This window comes from Bacillus cereus group sp. Sample62, from assembly GCF_036851315.1.
GTDB lineage: Bacteria > Bacillota > Bacilli > Bacillales > Bacillaceae_G > Bacillus_A > Bacillus_A wiedmannii.
Genome location: NZ_JAFLPK010000001.1, coordinates 2,128,171 through 2,148,649, shown reverse-complemented (window position 1 = coordinate 2,148,649; position 20,479 = coordinate 2,128,171). Strand labels below are relative to the sequence as shown.

The window sequence follows — 20,479 nt, the reverse complement described above, 5'->3', positions numbered from 1 at the left end:
TTCACCTCATTTTCCGCTTCATTTTCCATAAGCTATGACGGTGATCACACAACCTGAACACTACAAGATTATTATCTACTTTCATTGTTATACCAAAATCCCCCTCTTATAAGACTGATTATATCAGAGGCAAAATAAATAGGAAAACCAAATGTTTGGCTACGCCAAACCAAAATTCATCTCCCACCTGCCGCTAGACTATCGTCTTTCACACGCCTGAGGAAGGAGAGTTCTTTCGGATAATATGTTATCTATTTTGTCTGTTATAAAATACATAATAAGTGAAACTGCCAATACAATTCGTTGTAACAATATAAATTTCCTATCACTTAATTCGCCTATTTCTTTCGTATATAAATAAACAACTATGACACTAATTAAAACGGCACCTAGCCATTACAATTACAAATAAAAAAACCGCCTTATGTAAGGCGGTTTCTATCATTTTGCTTTAACCAATTTAAAATAAATATATACGATTGATAGTGAATATAACGTATGCAAAATAAAAGAAATAGAAGGGCTATTCCAGTGCTACTATACAGCAAACTGAACTTTAAAAACATATTTAAAAGCGGTGGAAAGTTCGTTATGTTTTGTAATGTAATAAGCATACAAAATAAAAGGAAAAACACAGGGGCATATTGCAATTCATACGGCTTTCTCTTCTTATTCATTCTTTTTCGAATGAACATATGGCTTAGCTCTGCTACTATAAAACACCCTCCAATTAATACAAGACCAGAAGTCATCGTCATACATCCACCTGCCTTATATTTATCCCGCATAAATACTCATCATTATATTTTCTTCACATATATTCCATCTTCCTCATTAAAACCAAAGCTCTCTATGAAAGATTTTGCTTGTTCTGTTAATTCCGTTTGTAATACCTTTATCTCTTTCACATTTCTTTCTTTCATCATCGTTTCAAATGTAAAATACGTATTTGTTCCATAACCGTAACTTTGATAATCAAAGTGAATAATGAGCTGAGATAAAATCGCACTCTCCTCTTGAACACGATAATCTATTACACCAATATATGTATCATCAACTTTCACACAATACTGTACATGATCCTCACTTAAACTATGTGAGCGAAACATTTCTTTAACAACGTTTTCATTTTCAACATTTACTTTTTCAAACATAATCATATGTTGTCCATCCTTTTACTATTATTGTATCAATAATGCGTTCCATTTATGAAAAAAACCTTAAGATCATATCCGATCTTAAGGTTTTTCTAATTAAACTAAGCTATACGCACGTTTCGTTTCTTCGTGGAACTTATTCGTATCGTATTTATGCTCAACATAAATTTGATGCCATACCATAAACGCAAGTACAGTCCAAATTTTACGGCTATAATCGCCTTTATCTGCACAATGTGCTTCCAGTAAGTTTAATACATACTGTTTGTCGATTAAATGCTCTGTTTTACTCTCGTTTATAATATTGATAGCCCAATCATGCATTTCGTCTTTTAACCAGTGACGAATTGGTACTGGGAATCCAAGTTTTTTACGATCTAATACGTGATCTGGAACGATTCCGCGTGCCGCTTCACGTAAAATAGCTTTCGTAGTTCCGTTAGCAATCTTTAATTCAGTTGGAATTTTAGATGCAACATCGAATACTTCTTTATCTAAGAACGGTACACGAAGTTCTAATGAGTTTGCCATTGTCATTTTATCAGCTTTTAATAAAATGTCACCACGTAACCATGTAAACATGTCAATGTACTGCATTTTGCTTACATCATCATAATCTTTAATTTCGTTATACAATGGTTTCGTGATATCCATATAGTTAACACTTTCATCGTAATACTTCATTAATTCCGCTTTCTCTTCTTCACGGAAGATTTTCGCGTTTCCATAGTAACGCTCTTCAATTGGCGTACATCCACGCTCTAGGAAGCTCTTTCCTTTAAAGCCTTCTTTAAGAGCACCACTTAATGCTTTTAGAACGCTCTTACCTGGGCTAGGAATGTAAGAGAACATTTTTAGTGAGTTTGGCTCACGATAAATGTTATAACCACCAAATAGCTCGTCTGCACCTTCACCTGAAAGAACAACTGTTACATGTTTACGTGCTTCTTTTGCAACGAAGTACAATGGTACAGCTGCTGGATCTGCTAAAGGATCATCCATATGCCAAATGATTTTTGGGAACTCATCCATAAACTCTTTCGCTGAAATGAATACGTTATGGTTTTTAACCCCTAATTTCTCAGCAGTTTCTTTTGCAACATCAACTTCACTGAAACCACGTTGTTCAAAACCAATAGAGAATGTTAAAAGATTTGGATTCATTTCTCTTGCGATAGAAGCGATAATAGATGAATCGATACCACCAGATAAGAATGAGCCTACTGGTACATCACTGCGCATATGCACTTTTACTGAATCATATAACACATCACGAATTGCTTGGATATGCTCCTCTTTCGTTGCGCTTGAAGCATTGAAATAAGGTTTCCAATAGCGATGGATTTCCATCTCTTTACCGATTTCTTTTACGAAATAATGACCAGGCTCGATTTTATTAACATCAATTGTTAATGTTTCTGGCTCTGGACCATATTGGTACGTAAAGTAATGTTGTAGTGACGTTGGATTAACGCCTTTATCTTCCATCACATGCATAATACTTTTCTTCTCAGATGCGAAGAATGTAGTATCACCTTGTTGTGCGACGTATAAAGGTTTAATACCGAAGTGGTCACGTGCACCGAAAAGTTTCTTCTCTTCACGATCCCAAATCATAAATGCGAACATACCACGAAGATAGTCTACACATTTTTCTTTCATATGTGCATACAATGCAATGATAACTTCTGTATCAGATTGTGTTGCAAATGTTGCACCTTTTTCAAGTAACATTTCACGTAATTCTACATAGTTGTAAATTTCACCATTAAAAATAATTACATATCGATCATTTTCATAAGTTAGCGGCTGATGTCCTGCCTCTAAGTCAATGATGCTTAAACGGCGGAAGCCAAATTGTACATGTTCATCACGAAAATATCCTTCGTCATCTGGACCGCGGTGGAAAATCATCGTGTTCATATTTTCAAATTGATGTTTTTCTGTTTCTGAAAACTCTCTAGGGTTTTCACATAAACATCCTACAAAACCACACATACTTCTTACCCTCTTTCAGTTTTCATTCTGTCTATATACTACTATATCAACCCTATTTATACTAGCATAATCAATTGAATATGGCGACCAAAAACTATAAAAAAATCACTCCATTTCACATTTTTAACAATTTTTTATGAAAACATGAAAACTAGGCAATCACCTTTCTCCGCTTTTGTCATATGATATTGCAAATTGATTTCTAGGAGGGAATACCATGAGTGAAGAAAAAAAAGACTCTTCTCGCCCACCGGTTCGCAATTATTTAAAACAAATTGATGATTTCTTCGAGCAAACTCCTCTTCGCAATGTAATCGCTGATTTAAATCATTTTTTCCAAAAAGGAAATCGTTTATTAACATTCCCCGTAGATTTATATGAAGTTGGTGAAGAACTCGTTGTTACAGCTGAACTACCAGGTATACAAAAAGAACAAATTCAAATTGAAATACAAAGTGAATACTTAAAAGTCTCTGTAAAAGAAGAGATACTTGAAGAGGTCGAGGAAGAAACATCTCATAACTATTATCGCCGAGAACGTTCCATTTCAGAAGCATCAAGATTGATTAAATTACCGTACTCAATTAATAAAAAAGCAGCGAAAGCTTCGTATCAAAACGGTGTGTTAGAAATTCGGGCACCAAAACTTCCACAACAGCATGACATTTTATCCATAGACTAATGTAAAAAAAGAAGGGTGCTGTGCACCCTTCTTTTTAATCCACTAATCTCTTCATATCACGTATAATGTCTTCGTACGGTGTATTACTAATACCACTATACTTTTTCATTACTTTTCCGTTTTGATCAATTAAATAAAATGATGTACCATGTATAACTTGACCATCCTCAGGTTTATCTACAAGTGATTGGAAATTATCTTTTGAAAACTTTGTAATATCCTCTAATGAATAACCCGTTAATAAATTCCAGTTACTAGTATCCTCTGTAAACTTTTGAATGAAAGCCTTCAAATTCTCCGGCTTATCAAGGTCTGGATCTACACTAAACGAAACAAACTGAACGTCTAATTTCTCTTCTTTTGCCATCTTTTGCAGTTTTGCCATATTAGCAGTCATTGGCGGACAAACTGTTTGGCAATTTGTGAACATAAAATCAGCAACCCAAACTTTCCCTTTTAAATCTTTTGTACCAAATGACTTTCCATCTTGATTTGTAAATTGGAAAGTTTCTAAATCCCAATTCAATGGTTTACGAAGCTTTGAACCTGATCCACTACATCCAGCAAGTACAAAGAGACAAAATACAACCATAAGACCAATTATTTTTTGATAACGCTTCATTTATAAACCTCTTTTCTCTATCCTAAATTTAAATAGGTTATGTTTATCATAACAAAAGTTAACACTACGAGAAAATTGTTTACTACATTTGTTCACGAAATCGTACGAATTTACGTATGTTACTTCTTTATTTCAAGCCAATTACTAGACAAAATTTATTTTTTTACTATTATTTCTCTAAATAGAAGTTGCAAAACTAATTTTATTGTTACTTTTGTAAACGCATCCCCCTATTTTTTAACAATTCCTTAAACATTCATCCATGTTATACACTGTATTCCTTAACAACATTTCGGTACAATACAATTACAACGATTTTAAATGAGGTGATGTTCATGACAAAACGTTATGAAAACATGGATAATGTGAGTACAAAAAAATCAATTCGTTCCTTTATACGTTGGCGAAAAGAACGAAAACAAAATAAAAAGGATTTTTCTTTTTTAGTAGAACAATCACCTGTTAAACAAAGTAAATTCCTACAAAACAACTTTGAAAAGACGTCTGTAACTTGGATTGGTCATTCCACATTCCTTATCCAAACGAATGGGCTGAATATATTAACAGATCCAGTATGGGCTACTAAATTAAAATTAGTTCCAAGACTTACTGAACCTGGTCTTTCTATACAAGAACTACCTAAAATTGATATTGTCCTCATTTCACACGGTCATTATGATCATTTAGATTTTTCAACGCTTCGCCAGCTAAATGATGATGTTTTATACCTTGTACCTATTGGACTGAAAAAACTATTTACTCGCAAAAAATTTACTCGTGTAGAAGAGTATAATTGGTGGGGAAATACGATCATTAATGATGTTTCCTTTCACTTCGTACCGGCCCAGCACTGGACGAGAAGATCCTTATTTGATATGAATACATCTCACTGGGGGGGATGGATTATAAATAATGAAACAACGAAAGAAACCATTTATTTTTGTGGTGACAGTGGATATTTCCAAGGTTTCAAAGAAATTGGCAATCGCTTTTCAATTGATATTGCCCTTATGCCAATTGGCGCTTATGAACCAGAATGGTTTATGAAAGTATCTCATGTTTCACCTGAAGAGGCAGTGCAAGCTTATTTAGATTTAAACGCTACACACTTTATACCGATGCATTACGGAGCTTTTGCCCTCGCCGATGAAACACCCCGCGAGGCAGTAACAAGGCTTCGAAATAATTGGAATTTACGTATGTTACCGTGGGAACAACTGCATGTACTCTTTTTAGGCCAAACTTTTACTTATAATAGCGCAACAAACGATAAGCAAGTAAATGAAAAAATTGAAACATTACACGTATAACGTAACTACTTATTTTCTATATCCAACATATACTATAGAAAATCATAAAGTAAAACTTTAATCAGTGGGTGTTTTCTATGAATAAATATTTACAGACTCGCTATATCATTAGCGGGAGTGCCTGTATAACCCTTCTTATTTCTTACTTTCTATTCACATAAAAAAGCTACTTGAAAATTCATTTCAAGTAGCTTTTTTATTACTCTGCTAAATACATAAATCCGATCGCACCCGGACCTGTATGAGTACTAATAATAGGCGTTGTAAAGAAAATTTCTGATTGAGCAAATCCACTCACTTTTTCAACAGCCGCTTTTACATTTTCAGCTAAAGGAATTGCTTTCGCATGCGGAATTGCAACAGCTTTTACAACTTTTCCAGCTGTATCTTCCTCAAATAACTTAGCTAACGTTTTTACAATTTGACCTTGGCTACGCACTTTCGTAACAGGGTTATAAACACCATCTTCAAGGCTAGCAATTGGCTTTATATTAAGTAGCGAACCGATAAACGCTTTTCCTTTACCGATACGCCCACCCTTCACTAAATTTTCTAATGTATCTACTACTACATATAAACGAGTATTTTTTCTCACTTCATCTACACGTTTTAAAATTTCTTCTAGTGAGCGTCCTTCATTTGCCATTTTTGCAGCTTCTATTACTTGATATGCTAAAGCATGTGTAATAAATTGAGAATCAACAACTGTTACTTTTGTGTCGGTCATTGATGCAGCACTATTGGCAGTTGCCACAGTACCACTCATTCCACTTGTCATATGAATGGAAAGTACTTCACTTCCATCTTCACCTAACTTGTCATACATTTCTACAAATGTACCCATTGCCGGTTGTGATGTTTTTGGTAATTCCTCTGATTTGATCATTTCTTCAATAAATTCATCAGGTTGTAAATCAACGCGATCTAAATATGTTTGTCCATTTACAGAGATTGATAATGGTAGCACATGAATGCCATACTTTTCGATTACATCCTGCGCTAAATCTGCAGTTGAATCTGTTACAATTTTAATTTTTTGCATATTATATTCTTCCCTTTCCAATACGCTCTCCTTGTTATTATACTAGCATTCCCTGTGCTTTCAACAATTTCGAACAAATTTCACCAAATTAATTATATTTTTATACCTAAAATGAAAAAGACAGAGTTTACTAACCCTGTCCATACTCTGTATCATGCATTTTTTTCAAGGGTATTTGTTTTATATACATTTAAATAATCATTCCACTTCAAACAATTTTGCAAATATTCACGGAAAGAATACGAAAATCTTGGGTGCTTTTGTTTTTGAATTTTTGCAATAAATAATTGAAGACGAGACTGAATTAGAAACGATAATGGATGCTGTGCCTGTAGGACAGGGATTTCGAATATTTTAATACAATCCCCTGTTGAATGAGTGAAATAAAAACTTTTCGTAATCACAATATCAATCCTCTTTTTCATTGGATTTTTGAACTTCCTCTACTTTACGCTGTAACACGTTGTTTAAAGTGGAGACTTCTATGAATACAAAAGTATCCTTAGTCAATCCCTGTAGTCCTTTTGGTTAGAAGATTTATACTCTATTCATCCTCCGTCCTAAATATCCGATAAGACAGGAATCCCGTTATCCGTATATTGCTTAATAATTTTAGTATAAACTTAGCAAAGCGCAAAGTTTGTCTAAATTTTGGAGATTCTATAATTTTTTTCTTCTATATATTGTATACGTTTATGTCTAAAGTATAACAAATAAATAAAAAAAGTGCCTTTATAACGAGGCACTTTTCGACTGAATTTCTTCTTCTCTTTTCTTTTTTCGCTTATTAACAATCTTTGATAAAGCGATACTAATTTCATAAATACAAATAAGCGGTACCGCTACTAAACTATGAGATAAAAAATCAGGCGGTGATATACACGATGCAATGATAATCAATGCTACGTAAGCATACCTTCTTATTTTTATTAGAAATTCCGCCGTTAACAGTCCAATACTCGTTAAAAACATGACAACTACAGGTAATTCAAAAATCACAGCAAATGGGACTGTTAAATTAAGAACAAAATGAAAATACTTTTCTGTCGTAAACATCGTATTAAACATTTCATTACCTATCGTAGTTAAAAAATGAAATAAAAACGGCATTACAACGAAATATCCAAAACATAAACCTGCAATAAATAATATAGACAATACCGGTATATACATTACTGTCATTTTTTGTTCATTTGGATGTAAACCCGGTTTTACAAATAACCACATTTGTATAGCAGCAAAAGGAATTGTACAAACGATAGCAAATACTGTAGCAATCGAGAAAAAAATCCATAATACATCACTTGGACCGAGAACAGTTAATTTCATTGGTAAATCTTTTACAAGCCAAAAATAAATATCCTTCGTAAAAGTAAATCCGATAATTAAAAATAGGACAAAGGATAGCACTGTATATATTACTCGTTTGCGAAGCTCAACAATATGTTCTACTACGCTCATTTCCCGATCTTCCATCTCGTTCACCACACTTTATTTATCCATTTCGAGGAAAATTCATTACATTTTTTCTTTCTTTTCCTTCTCTTGAAATGCATCATCAGTCAATTCTTTCGTTGATTTTTTGAATTCTTTTAACGTTTCCCCTAAAGCCTTTCCGATTTCCGGCAATTTTTTCGGCCCAAACAAAATGAGTACAGCTACTAAAATTAAAATTAATCCTGGAAAGCCAATATTTGAAAACATTTCTCCATCCCCTTTATTAGTAGATTCCTTGTCCTACTATTGCATAATTTTATTTTGTCAAAAAAGTTTGAAAACGTCAACAAATCCATTGCCTTTTGTCAAAAAAATTCAAAAATATAATCAATTATACAAATTTCATTTTCTATTGCCCTTGTGTATGATATGGTAAGGGAAACGACATATTATTTTATGATAGTAGAAAGGATTTGCATTATGACTGAAAAAATGACACGAATGACACATTTTGTGAAAGAAGAAATTGCAAATGCAATTACACATGGTATCGGTGCCATTTTAAGCATCCCTGCCTTAATTATATTAATTATTCATGCCTCTAAGCATGGTACCGCATCTGCTGTAGTTGCATTTACGGTTTATGGTGTAAGCATGTTTTTACTGTACTTGTTTTCGACCTTGTTACATAGCATTCATCATCCAAAAGTAGAAAAATTATTTACTATACTAGATCACTCAGCCATTTATTTATTAATCGCTGGCACATATACTCCTTTTTTACTTATTACGCTTCGTGGACCATTAGGCTGGACGTTACTCGCTATTATATGGACACTAGCACTCGGAGGTATCATCTTCAAAATTTTCTTTGTACGTCGCTTTATTAAGGCATCAACATTATGCTATATCATAATGGGATGGCTCATAATCGTTGCTATTAAACCACTTTATGAAAATCTAACTGGACATGGTTTTTCACTACTTTTAGCAGGCGGAATTTTATATTCTGTAGGGGCTATATTCTTCCTTTGGGAAAAGTTACCTTTCAATCATGCCATTTGGCATCTTTTCGTTTTAGGTGGTAGTGCGATGATGTTCTTCTGCGTACTCTTTTATGTCTTACCTACAGCATAAAAAAAGGTTTCAGCTTATATTAAGCTGAAACCTTTTTTATTACTTATGTAATTGTGATGCGATAACATCCTGTGTATGCTTCGTTAATTCTTTAATATCCATATTCGCATACTCTTCAGGTGTAATCGGCTTCGAAATTATTACTGTTGCATGAGCCGGTTTCATACGGTTTCCATTCGCTTCAAACATTTTATATGTCCCATCTAATGTTACAGGTAAGATTGCTACACCAGATTTTACTGCAAGGTGAAAACTCCCAGCCTTAAACTCTCCAATTTCGCCACCCTTACTTCTCGTCCCTTCTGGGAAGATTACGATAGAATGCCCATTCTTTAACAGCTCAATTCCATCTTTAATCGCTTGAAGAGATTGACGACGATCATTACGAACCATAAATACACAATTCATAAGTTCCATCCAAGTTGGTACAACTGGAAACTTCTTAATCTCTGCTTTTGAAACAAATCCAATTGGTTTATTTAAGTAACCTAATAAAACAGGAATATCCATATTACTCTGATGATTACTTACAACTAGTACCGGCTTATCTTTTGGAACATTTTCCAGACCATTTACTTCAATTGCCCCACCAGCTACACGTACCATTTTCTTACCAAACCAATTTGTCGTTTTATACACAACATTATCTTTTTCTTGTGGTGACATCGTATTTACTTGTCTTTTCAGACGCCACATTCTCGGTGTAATCGCAATTACGATTAAAATTAAATAAAAGATTTTAAAAAACGTTTGAATCATACAGAACCCCCACCTATTATCATTCCGACCTTCATTATACTAGACAAACGAAGGAAAAAGAAGAAAAAATGTCCAAACAACAAGTGCTTGGACATTTTTAAGTATTCTATATTAGAAACGTTTTGCTAATTCACGAGCATTAGCAATTGCTGCTTCTTTAATTTCTGGTGCTTTTTCAGGGTTTGCATTCATACCTTCAACTGCAATGTATTCAGTTTCATTTACACCAATGAATCCTAATACTGTTTTTAAGTGATTGCGGCCGAAGTCTACAGCTGCGTATGCTCCTTCAGAATAAACGCCACCTGTTGCTTGAATGTGAAGTGCTTTTTTGCCTTCTAATAAGCCAACTGGACCATTTTCAGTATACTTGAATGTTTTACCTGCGATTGCTAAGTTATCTAAGTATGCTTTTACTACTGGTGGATAGCTAAAGTTCCACATTGGAGTTACGAATACATAACGATCCGCATGCATAAATGTTTCTAAGTTTGTGTTCATTGCTGCAACTTTTTGTTGTTGAACTTCAGTTAAAGTTTCAAAGCCTTCACCTGCTGCAAATTTACCCCAAGCAGCGAATACATCTGCATCGATTGCTGGTACTGTAGTGTTGAATAAATCAATTGTTACAACTTCGTCTTGTGGATGTTCGTTTTTATAAGCCTCGATGAACGCTTCCCCTACTGCCACTCCGAAAGAACCTTCTGCTGAATTTGGATTTGCTGTAATAAATAGTACTTTTGTCATTGTATTCTCTCCCTTTTACACATTTTATCTTTAATTTGAGATTTATATTTCGAAAGTAAACAACTTACCTTATGTAAGTATAATACAAAAAGTTATGTTCAATGTCAATAAAAAATAGCTACTTTTTTTTCGTAAGTTAATGATTTATTTTGTTTCCTTAAAATTCAGTATATAGATATTGAGAATTCTTCATACAAAAAGGCTACCTCTACAAATTATAGAGATAGCCCCTTATTACATATTATTTTTGAAAAACATGTTTCACTTTTTCAGCTGGAATATTACTTCCACCTCTACCTTTTACATCTTCAATCATCATTGTAATGACCATATCTGGTGAATTTAAATCAAATGCAGCGAACCAGCCTAGTTCTTTTCCTTCGGCCTCTTTTGATACTTTTAATTCCGCTGTACCTGTTTTTCCGGCAAGAGTCATGCCATCAATTTTAGCAATTTTCCCTGTACCATCTGGATCATTAATTACTTTCGTCATAGCAGTTTTTAATATATCCTGATTGCCTTTTGAAATGACATTCTCTTTCCAAACTTTTGGTTGCTTATCTGTTTTAATAATATATGGAGAAGGTATGTTTCCATCATTAACAATTGGTGCATACGTTAATGCTAAATGGAGTGGCGTCATTAATACTTGCCCTTGTCCATAACCTGTGTCTGCCATTTGAATATCATTTTTAATCCCATCATTTGCGATTTTAGAAGCTGGGAATGCATATTCAATTGGTAATTTCTCATCGAATCCGAATTTTTTCGCTTCACTCATAAATTTATCTTTTCCGATTTTCAAAGCTTCTTGTGCGAAATAAATATTATCCGAGTATTTCATCGCTTTATCAAAATCAATCGGATTTGCATCTTTTACACGTGTTACATAATAATTACCCCAAGAAGAATCTTTTGTCCATTTCAATCCTTCAATTTTCAATTCTTCTTTTGGATCAATTGTTTTCGTTTCAAGACCGATTGCACCTGTAATAGGCTTAAATACAGACCCCGGAACTGATAATTGCGTAAATCGATTTGTCATTGGTTTCTTTGGATCATTATTCCATGCTTCGCGTTGTGCCTTCGATGTCCCTCGTGCAATTATATTAGGATCATATGCTGGACTACTTACTAGTGCAATTGTTTCTCCACTTTTCGGATTAATTGCTGCACTTGAACCAGCTTCGCCCTTCATTTCATTATACGTTTTTTCTTGAACAGCACTATCAATCGTTAAAGTTACATTTTCTCCATCAACAGCATCTGTTTTTGCTAAATTTTTAATTTCTTTTCCTTGCGCATCTTCTACAAAGACACGGCCACCTTTTTTACCACGTAGCTTTTCTTCTAGTACTTGCTCTAAACCAGCTTTACCTACTGGATCATCAGCTTGATAGCCTTTCTTTTGTAGCGTTTTTAAATCTTCAGCATTTACCTTTCCGATATAACCAGTAAGATGTGCCGCTGCTTCTCCTAATGGATATGAACGAACATTTACTGGTTTTGTTGCAACACCCGGTAAATCTATGTACGTATTTTGTGTTGCTCCTTCAGGCAATATCCCCATTGGTACAAGGTAATTTGGTTTTACCCATTTAGCTGCTAGTTTTTGATCAATTTCTTCTACAGTCATATTTAGCAACTTCGCTACCGTTTCTTTCGTTTGCGGAGCAGCATCCCCTAACTGTTCAGGAATCATTCCGATTTCAGAGGCTTTACCATTTACCGCAAGATATTTACCGTTACGGTCATATATTTCTCCACGTTTTGGTTGCGTCGTTTGCATGCGTACTTTACTATCTTTTGTCATACCTGGGAATATAAAATCAGGAGTCCAATCTATTTTCCAAGATTCTTTATCTCCATCTTTTTCTTTCACCATTTTTGCTTCATGGCCAAAAGTGATTTTACCACCAACTGTATCCATACTTACTTTAAAAGGAACAGGACCTTCATCTTTTTTATCTTCTTTTACTTCTCCTGCTTCTACTTTTAAGCTTTTCACTTCAATGCCAGAATAAATTTTTTCATATTTCTCAGTGAACTCTTTCTTTGAAATATCTTTTTTTGCCTTTTCTGATAATTGATCATACATTTCTGCAAATTTTTGTTTATTCCATGCTTTTGTATATGTATCAAACGCTTCTTGTGGTTTTTCTTCTTTACCGCATCCAACTAACATGAACGTTAAGCAAAGAAAAAGAATCCCCCATATCTTTTTCAATCGATTCTCCTCCTCTTTCTATGTGAATACTTTTGAAAATTTTAGCATTTTCACATGCTAGATTTCATTATAGCACTATTGAATATCATCTATAAACTTATATTAATGAATACAAATAAAAAGATTGATGTGAATTTCACATCAATCCTTCTTATTATTGTTGCTTCTCATATACATGATAATAGTACGTATACGGATTCTTTTCATCCGTTAAACCTTTTTCAACAAAAACTTCTTTCCAATTTGTCATATCCATTTCTGGGAAGAATGTATCTCCTTCGAATGCATGATGGATTTTTGTTATATATAACTTGTCTACGTAAGGTAAAAAGAGATCATAAATTTGTGCTCCGCCGAAAATAAAGATTTCCTCTTCATTTTTGCATAGTTCAAACACTTCTTCTACAGAATGTGCTACTTCGCAACCTTCAACATGATACCCTTCATTACGAGTTACAATAATATTACGTCTTCCAGGCAGTGGTCTACCAATCGCTTCGTAGTTCTTTCTGCCCATAATAAGTGAATGGCCCATCGTTGTTTTCTTTACATACTGCAATTCACTTGGTAAACGCCAAGGTAAATTATTATCTTTGCCAATTACTCTATTCTCGTCCATTGCGACCATAAATGAAACAATCATTTTTTCATCTCCTCTACAATTATACTGCAACCGGTGCTTTAATTGCTGGGTGTGGATCATATCCTTCAATCGTTAAATCTTCCATTTCAAAATCAAACACAGATTTCACATCTGGATTTAATGTAAGTTTCGGGAATGGACGTGGTTCACGTGCCAATTGCTTCTCTACTTGTTCAAAATGATTCGTATAAATGTGTGCATCTCCAATTGTATGAACAAATTCTCCCACTTCAAGACCACATTCATGTGCGATTAAATGTGTTAGTAAGGAGTAACTTGCAATGTTAAATGGAATTCCAAGGAATATGTCACCACTTCTTTGATATAACTGACAAGAAAGTTTGCCATCTGCTACATAAAACTGGAATAGCGTATGACAAGGTGGTAATGCCATACTTGGTACATCTTCAGGATTCCAGGCAGAAACAATTAGACGACGGGAGTCTGGCGTTTTTTTAATCATTTCAATTACATCTTTTAATTGATCAAGCGTCTCACCAGCTGTCGTTTTCCAGGCACGCCACTGCTTTCCATATACATCTCCTAAATAACCATATTTATTCGAGAAATCATCATCTTCTAAAACGTTCTTTTTAAACAATTCCATTTGCTCATCGTACTGCACTTTAAATTCCTCATCTTGTTGTGAGCGAAGACCGAAATCAGTCATATCAGGACCAGTATACTCATCGCTTTCTACCCAGCTCTTAAATGCCCATTCATTCCAAATATTATTATTATGCTGCAATAAATAACGAATATTTGTATCACCTTTCATAAACCAAAGCAGTTCACTTGCTACAAGGCGAAACGGCACTCTCTTTGTCGTTAATAAAGGAAAACCTTTACTTAAATCAAAACGCATTTGATATCCAAATACAGATACAGTGCCTGTCCCTGTACGATCTTCTTTCTTCGTACCATGCTCCATTACATGGCGGCATAAATTTAAGTATTCATATTCAGCATGTTTCATATGTAGTAAAACCTTCTTTCAATCTTATATGAAATTTATCATAACATGAAAAACAGTGAATTTAATAATCTTGATTAATAAAATTTCATTTCAATAATTCTTACAAAATTATTAACTTTCCATAATTACAAAGGTTTTCATTTTCTATTACCGAAAGTATAGTGCGGTAGGATAAAATTTATATTTGGAGGTTAGAAGTATGTCTAAAATTGAAACTCCTGTTATGACTTCTTTACAAACAACGGTTGAAAAAATGATGAAGGATTTAAATGTTCCTGGAACTGCTGTAGCTGTTATAAAAGACGGTGAAGTTATTATTTCAGAAGGATTTGGCTATCGAAATATAGAGACAAAAGAGGCTGTTACACCGAGTACTCGATTCGCAATCGGTTCCTCAACGAAAGCTTTTGGTACACTTTCATTAAGCTTATTAGCACAGCAAAAAAAGTTTACTTGGGATACTCCTGTCCAGACTTATATACCTAACTTCTCTTTATCTGAACTACTTGCTAGCTCACAAGTTACAGGACGAGATTTGGCTTCCCATCGTACTGGGGTAAGTCGTCATGATGCTCTTTGGTACAGTTCTTCTTTAACTCGAAAAGATATAGTAGAAAAAATAAAACATTTATCACTTGATGCTCCATTCCGTACAGCATTTCTTTATAACAACTTAATGTATGCGACAATTAGTTATATTGTAGAAAACATTACGAATCAAACATGGGAACAATATGTTACAGAACATATTTTAGAGCCTTTAAATATGGATCAAACAAACTTCTCTGTTACAGACTCACAAAATACAGATAATTACGCTTTACCTTACGTTGAAAATAACGGTGAAATAAAAGAAGTTCCATTCCGTAACATTGATACAGTTGGCGCTGCTGGGTGTATTAATTCTACAATTGAAGATATGGCAAATTGGGTCCTTCTTCACTTAAACAAAGGGAAATTTGGAGATCATGAATTAATCTCCTCTGAATTATTACAACAAATGTATACACCACATAATTCCATTCCAGATCAACCAATTTTATCACTTCCTGAATCTCCATTAAATAGTTACGGTCTTGGTTGGTTTATTAGCGCTTATCGTGGTAATAAGGTAATTCATCATGGCGGTAATATTGATGGATTTTCAGCGCTTGTTTCTTTCATACCAACAGAAAACATCGGCCTTGTCATTTTAACGAATGCTGGAGGCACATTACTGCCTACTTATCTTGCTAATCAAATTTATGACGAGCTACTTGAGTTAGAATCCATTGATTGGCATAAACGTGCTGTAGAAGATACTGAAAAAATGAAGGAAATGATGAAAGAAGCAACTGAATCCATTCCAGAACAAATAAAAGGAACTACACCTTCTCATAAATTAGAAGATTATACTGGTACTTTCGAACATCCGGCATACGGAACATTACAAGTATATAAACGAGATGATTCATTATTTGTACAATTCATGGAAATGGACATTCAATTAGGGCACCATCATTACGACATCTTTTCTGCAAAAGTTGACTTATTCCAAATGAAAATGAATCTATTATTTGCATATGAAATGAATGTGAATGGTGAATTCCCATCCCTTCAGTTACATGTACCAGCCATGCTAAGTACTCAGCCGCTTGCATTTAAGAAAATTAAATAAATTTTAAATAGAGGGATGATAACACTTCCCTCTATTTCCTTTTAAATCCCCCATCAAAAAAAGGATAATACGTAACAGGCACAGAATTCTATTATTCAACTAATCAAATTATCAGGAGGAAAAGCTGTGTACATAGAAATTTTTAAAGAAATTGTTTCGATTACTCATCACGATTATTCAGGTTGTATAGATAAAAAAGGATGGGACGATCCTACTACTTATTTACAGACAATCGAGAAACTAGAGAAACAAGGAGAACTAACACCAGTACAATTTACCGAAATTGTACGTGATTACTTATTAGACTTTAAAGATAATCATATGTTTTTCAAAATGATCTCTAACAATCAACCCCTTAACAGTGTTGGCTTTCAAATAAAAAGATATGAAGACCGCCTATATATTACATCCACTTTACAGGAAATAAGAGTGAAAAAGGGACAGTCTATTCTAGCATTAGATAATATGAAAGTTCCTGAGCTATTAATAAAATATAAGAAGTATTTAAATGAGAATACATATGAACGTGAAAAATGGGATTATGTTTTATTAAAATCGTCAAATTGTACACTTATAGATGAAGATGGATTGACTCAAACAATTACTTTGCAAAAGTATAAACAAAACGAATACACGCCTATTTATTCATTGAAACAGTATAATAAAGATACACTCTTAATTACTTTGACGGATTTTGCAAATACTGAAGCTATTAATAAACTATTAGACTCACACAAAGATGAACTTAATTCTTTTCCGAACTTAATTATAGATGTGCGACTGAATCGTGGCGGAAGTGATGATGCATTTTTCAACCTACTTCCTTACTTATTTGAAGACAAAGAAATTTCCCTTTTAGATTCTTCAGATACAATGCAATTAAATCATACAGAACGAAACTTTCATTTACGCATGAAAGACATCGAAATGGAAGATTACGATTCTTTAGACGAACTTTCCAAATTATTCACAGATATATTTATTCAAGATTTAAAAAAGAATTATAAAAAAGGATTCGTTACATTTGATACTTCTGAATTACCAAAAGAACTTCAATCTTTAAAAATACACGGACGAAAATCACCTAGTAGAGTAGTCATATTAACAGATGTTACATGCGGAAGTTCTGGTGATTCTTTTGTAGAAGTTGCAAAAAAATCATTGAAAGTAAAAGTAATAGGTCGTCCTACTGCTGGTTTAAATGATTATTCTAATTTAGCAGTAATGGAATGGGCTGATACATTCGCACTTTACTACCCTACTTCACGGCTCTCTATTATAGATAAAGGCGAAGGAATGTCCGGAATCGGTATACAGCCGCATATACATATCCCGTGGACTCCGGAACATATACAAGAAGATGTTGATTTAAAGTTAGCATTACAACTGCTTCAAAACGAAGAATGGTAAAAAATAAAGGTAGATGTGAATCACACCTACCTTTTCTATTTCATATTAATTTTTCTGGTTGAAACCAAATTGGCTTTAATGACTCAAAGTCTTTATGATCTTCTAAAACTCTAGTAAGACGCTCTAACGTATCATCTAACATATGCGGTGCTGCTCGTAAAGACCAAACAACTGATGAGAAAACCGTCATGCCAACGTACACCGCATATAAATTCCAGAACTCTTCTGGTGTTCCCCCATTAAAGTATCCTTCTATTTGTCCGATTGAATACGGAATACTAATGTCCCTTGCAAATAGTGCAATTTTTACGAAATCATGAAGTGGATCGCCCCAGTCATAGCCATTAAAATCAACAACACCTACATATTTCCCATCTCGCACAATTATATTTTCTAAATGAAAATCATCGTGTTGAAATCGATTTGGGCGGTTCTTTAAATATTTTTCATTTTCATCTATAAACTTTATGATTTTATCATCATTTTTTATTTTTATTCCACATGTTTTATATGCCTCTACATATTTTTGATGTTTTTTCATTGCTCTTTCATACCATGGAAGAATATCCTCAGGAGCTTCATATGTATGCATTTTTGCTAAATCTTTTCCTGCCTCTATACCAATTTCATATTGTTCTTTTGGTGAATACGTAGGCAATAGCTTCTTCGCATCTTCCCCTTCTAAATATGAAAAAATCCCATAACATAAACTTTCTTCTGCCAACAAACCCATTTCAATTGGCTTTTGCGCTTGCACACTACGGTTTTGCATTTCATTTAAAATTTGAAACTCTATTTTCTTTCTTTCATATTCTTTTATATCGCCTGTCCGCAATAAATATTTTTCTTTATTCGCATTCGTAATTACATATTTCTTATCAGGAGAGAAACCTTTAGAAATTTCTTCAATATTTGCTGCATCTTTTATTATTTGTATATTGTTTTGCCATGTTGTAATTGTTTTCATTTTTATTCCCCTTACATTTCTACATTTGGTGTATACGCTACTTCTATAATAAACCCATTCGGATTTTAAAAAGAAGTGGACTCCTCTAAATCCGCTACCCAAAATTCAATATGATGAATAGCTGATCGAAGTGTATTCATATTAAGAATATGTCCCTTGTACTATTTGCACAATTTCCATCGGCGTATGAACCATATAATCTGGTGCATCTTTTTTCACTGTTTCAATGACATCATATCCCCAAGATACCCAAATCACATTCACCCCAGCCTTTTTACACGCTGCTACGTCTCGCTGTTCGTCACCGACATATAACATATCTTTCTCTGTTATCTTTTTGGATTTTAAAAACCGTTTTATCATTTTATCTTTTCCGAACAAATTTTTTGAACAATACACTTCTTGAATATTTTCTATATCATTATTGTGTAAAAATGCTCGAATATGCTCTTCTGAGTTCGATGATATGACTGCAATTCCGTAGCCTTTCTTATGTAGTTCATCTAATACATCCTTCATCCCATGGAACAAAATGAGATCTTTTATAGCAGGTTGATACAATTTATAAAACTCTAATGCTAATATCGGTAGTTTATACAGTGGTACATCGAGTTGTTTACATCTCTCCGGCATCGTTAATTTACGTAAATACTCAATTTCTTCTTCCCTTACGGTTTTATATCCATGCTTTTCAGCAAGCTGATTATAAATTGGTACAAATATATTTTGTGAATCTACTAATGTGCCATCAAAGTCAAAAACAATATACTTTTTCATTCCCATACTCCCTTTGCTTCTTTTTTCTAAACCTATTTTATTCAACAACATAGTTGTCTTACCCTTCTATAAGCATAAAAAAGAACAAGATTTTCTCTTGTTCTTTTTAAGAAAGCCATTTTGGCGGTACATTCGTATTCCAATAAATATTTCCTAATTCATGGTGTCCAGAGTACCCATCATCAAAACGGTGATAGTGGAAATTAAAATAGTAACCATCTTGCGGTGGATGATCTCTTCTTACATGAAATCGTAATAAGTCATTTCCTGATTTCGTGTCATACACATGAAAAATCTTTTCATTATTTCCGCCAGCTGGTCTTTGAGAAATCGCTAATGATTGCAATGACTCCTCTGGTACATCACTTGCAAGCTCAGCAATTGCCTCTTCAATTTTCGGTAATATTACATCTTTAAACTCATCTTCAATTACTGGACCAATTTTAGTGCCAAACTTTTGCATCGACTGCTTCTCTGCTTCTAGCATTGCATACGTAATAAAAGTATCGGTGGTTAACCTGTCATTCGTTTCTTCATATGTATAGGACGTACTCTCCAAATTTTGTTGCCCAGCTGTACTGGTAGGCTTGTCCGCAGCTTTGGCATTATCAAGCAATATGGAAGGAGGCGTCACTAAACCAAATGTAAATACGGTAATTAATGCGACTAAGGTTTTTCTAAACCAATTTGGCATTTATGTTCCCTCCCTTTCACTCATTATATTTTATATAACGGTTGTTTCTTCTATTATACAAAATGATTGTAATTTTTGCACTTTACAATTTTGTTAACGTTCACATATTTTTCACTTGAATATGAAATTGTAAGATTTCATACAATATGAGTACAACAACAATGAGGAGGCAATCAGATGACTTTAGATGTCATGTATTCCGCCGCAAGCATACTCGTTTTAGTATATTTTCTTTAT

21 protein-coding genes and 1 pseudogene are annotated in these 20,479 nt (G+C 33.8%); 5 read left to right on the top strand and 17 right to left on the bottom strand.

The window, feature by feature from the left end:
* Positions 1–246: 246 nt before the first annotated feature.
* The 4 genes and pseudogenes from J0835_RS10895 to asnB form a co-directional block, all read right to left on the bottom strand.
* Positions 247–393, bottom strand: a pseudogene (locus J0835_RS10895) (phosphatase PAP2 family protein); the annotation flags it as partial.
* 29 nt (positions 394–422) lie between these two features.
* Positions 423–752, bottom strand: a complete 330-nt coding sequence (locus tag J0835_RS10890) for a hypothetical protein (RefSeq protein ID WP_087980983.1) — start codon at positions 750–752, stop codon at positions 423–425.
* A 48-nt stretch (positions 753–800) separates the two neighbouring features.
* Positions 801–1,160: a GNAT family N-acetyltransferase gene (locus tag J0835_RS10885; RefSeq protein WP_087980982.1), complete on the bottom strand. Its 360-nt coding sequence runs from the start codon at positions 1,158–1,160 to the stop codon at positions 801–803.
* A 93-nt stretch (positions 1,161–1,253) separates the two neighbouring features.
* Entirely contained in the window at positions 1,254–3,155 is a 1,902-nt protein-coding gene (gene asnB, locus J0835_RS10880) for an asparagine synthase (glutamine-hydrolyzing) (protein ID WP_087980981.1), read from the bottom strand.
* 217 nt (positions 3,156–3,372) lie between these two features.
* Between asnB and J0835_RS10875 the strand changes: the two genes are divergently transcribed.
* Positions 3,373–3,837, top strand: coding sequence for an Hsp20/alpha crystallin family protein (locus J0835_RS10875; RefSeq protein WP_001288088.1), 465 nt, complete (start codon positions 3,373–3,375; stop codon positions 3,835–3,837).
* 34 nt (positions 3,838–3,871) lie between these two features.
* On the opposite strand, the gene J0835_RS10870 is transcribed toward J0835_RS10875, so the two are convergent.
* The gene (locus J0835_RS10870) at positions 3,872–4,459 is read right to left on the bottom strand and encodes an SCO family protein (RefSeq protein WP_046959312.1); all 588 of its coding nucleotides are present in this window, start codon (positions 4,457–4,459) and stop codon (positions 3,872–3,874) included.
* 335 nt (positions 4,460–4,794) lie between these two features.
* Here J0835_RS10870 and J0835_RS10865 point away from each other — a divergent pair, with 335 nt between their 5' ends.
* A complete protein-coding gene (locus J0835_RS10865) occupies positions 4,795–5,769 on the top strand; it encodes an MBL fold metallo-hydrolase (RefSeq protein ID WP_087980980.1) in 975 nt (324 codons plus the stop codon).
* Between the two features lie 199 nt (positions 5,770–5,968).
* On the opposite strand, the gene J0835_RS10860 is transcribed toward J0835_RS10865, so the two are convergent.
* The 4 genes from J0835_RS10860 to J0835_RS10845 all read right to left on the bottom strand — a co-directional run bounded on the left by J0835_RS10860 (position 5,969) and on the right by J0835_RS10845 (position 8,515).
* Positions 5,969–6,811 (bottom strand): DegV family protein, encoded by an 843-nt coding sequence (locus J0835_RS10860; protein WP_076539187.1) that lies wholly within the window; start codon positions 6,809–6,811, stop codon positions 5,969–5,971.
* Positions 6,812–6,963: 152 nt separating this feature from the next.
* Positions 6,964–7,215, bottom strand: coding sequence for a DUF2535 family protein (locus J0835_RS10855; RefSeq protein WP_000629012.1), 252 nt, complete (start codon positions 7,213–7,215; stop codon positions 6,964–6,966).
* 328 nt (positions 7,216–7,543) lie between these two features.
* The gene (tatC, locus tag J0835_RS10850) at positions 7,544–8,287 is read right to left on the bottom strand and encodes a twin-arginine translocase subunit TatC (RefSeq protein WP_087980979.1); all 744 of its coding nucleotides are present in this window, start codon (positions 8,285–8,287) and stop codon (positions 7,544–7,546) included.
* A gap of 42 nt (positions 8,288–8,329) precedes the next feature.
* On the bottom strand, positions 8,330–8,515 hold the full coding sequence (locus J0835_RS10845) for a twin-arginine translocase TatA/TatE family subunit (RefSeq protein WP_000492443.1): 186 nt from the start codon (positions 8,513–8,515) through the stop codon (positions 8,330–8,332).
* A 213-nt stretch (positions 8,516–8,728) separates the two neighbouring features.
* Here J0835_RS10845 and trhA point away from each other — a divergent pair, with 213 nt between their 5' ends.
* Positions 8,729–9,385, top strand: coding sequence for a PAQR family membrane homeostasis protein TrhA (trhA, locus tag J0835_RS10840; RefSeq protein WP_000136880.1), 657 nt, complete (start codon positions 8,729–8,731; stop codon positions 9,383–9,385).
* A 39-nt stretch (positions 9,386–9,424) separates the two neighbouring features.
* On the opposite strand, the gene J0835_RS10835 is transcribed toward trhA, so the two are convergent.
* From J0835_RS10835 to J0835_RS10815, 5 genes are all read right to left on the bottom strand, one after another.
* Positions 9,425–10,144: a lysophospholipid acyltransferase family protein gene (locus tag J0835_RS10835; protein ID WP_087980978.1), complete on the bottom strand. Its 720-nt coding sequence runs from the start codon at positions 10,142–10,144 to the stop codon at positions 9,425–9,427.
* Between the two features lie 111 nt (positions 10,145–10,255).
* Positions 10,256–10,891 (bottom strand): FMN-dependent NADH-azoreductase, encoded by a 636-nt coding sequence (locus J0835_RS10830; protein WP_000170043.1) that lies wholly within the window; start codon positions 10,889–10,891, stop codon positions 10,256–10,258.
* Between the two features lie 241 nt (positions 10,892–11,132).
* Entirely contained in the window at positions 11,133–13,118 is a 1,986-nt protein-coding gene (gene pbpC / locus J0835_RS10825; RefSeq protein WP_087980977.1) for a penicillin-binding protein 3, read from the bottom strand.
* A gap of 154 nt (positions 13,119–13,272) precedes the next feature.
* A complete protein-coding gene (locus tag J0835_RS10820; RefSeq protein WP_000637214.1) occupies positions 13,273–13,761 on the bottom strand; it encodes a dihydrofolate reductase in 489 nt (162 codons plus the stop codon).
* Between the two features lie 19 nt (positions 13,762–13,780).
* Positions 13,781–14,737 (bottom strand): thymidylate synthase, encoded by a 957-nt coding sequence (locus tag J0835_RS10815; protein WP_002085878.1) that lies wholly within the window; start codon positions 14,735–14,737, stop codon positions 13,781–13,783.
* 199 nt (positions 14,738–14,936) lie between these two features.
* Here J0835_RS10815 and J0835_RS10810 point away from each other — a divergent pair, with 199 nt between their 5' ends.
* Complete coding sequence (locus tag J0835_RS10810; RefSeq protein ID WP_087980976.1) at positions 14,937–16,394, top strand: serine hydrolase; 1,458 nt, start codon at positions 14,937–14,939, stop codon at positions 16,392–16,394.
* Between the two features lie 126 nt (positions 16,395–16,520).
* Positions 16,521–17,804 (top strand): S41 family peptidase, encoded by a 1,284-nt coding sequence (locus J0835_RS10805; RefSeq protein ID WP_087980975.1) that lies wholly within the window; start codon positions 16,521–16,523, stop codon positions 17,802–17,804.
* Positions 17,805–17,844: 40 nt separating this feature from the next.
* Here J0835_RS10805 and J0835_RS10800 read toward each other — a convergent pair whose 3' ends face one another.
* From J0835_RS10800 to J0835_RS10785, 3 genes are all read right to left on the bottom strand, one after another.
* Positions 17,845–18,771 carry an aminoglycoside phosphotransferase family protein gene (locus J0835_RS10800; protein WP_087980974.1) on the bottom strand — a complete coding sequence of 309 codons (927 nt, stop codon included), beginning with the start codon at positions 18,769–18,771 and terminating at the stop codon, positions 17,845–17,847.
* A 141-nt stretch (positions 18,772–18,912) separates the two neighbouring features.
* The gene (locus tag J0835_RS10790) at positions 18,913–19,548 is read right to left on the bottom strand and encodes an HAD family hydrolase (protein WP_140386808.1); all 636 of its coding nucleotides are present in this window, start codon (positions 19,546–19,548) and stop codon (positions 18,913–18,915) included.
* A 106-nt stretch (positions 19,549–19,654) separates the two neighbouring features.
* Positions 19,655–20,242 (bottom strand): YpjP family protein, encoded by a 588-nt coding sequence (locus J0835_RS10785; RefSeq protein WP_098095935.1) that lies wholly within the window; start codon positions 20,240–20,242, stop codon positions 19,655–19,657.
* Between the last annotated feature and the right edge of the window lie 237 nt (positions 20,243–20,479).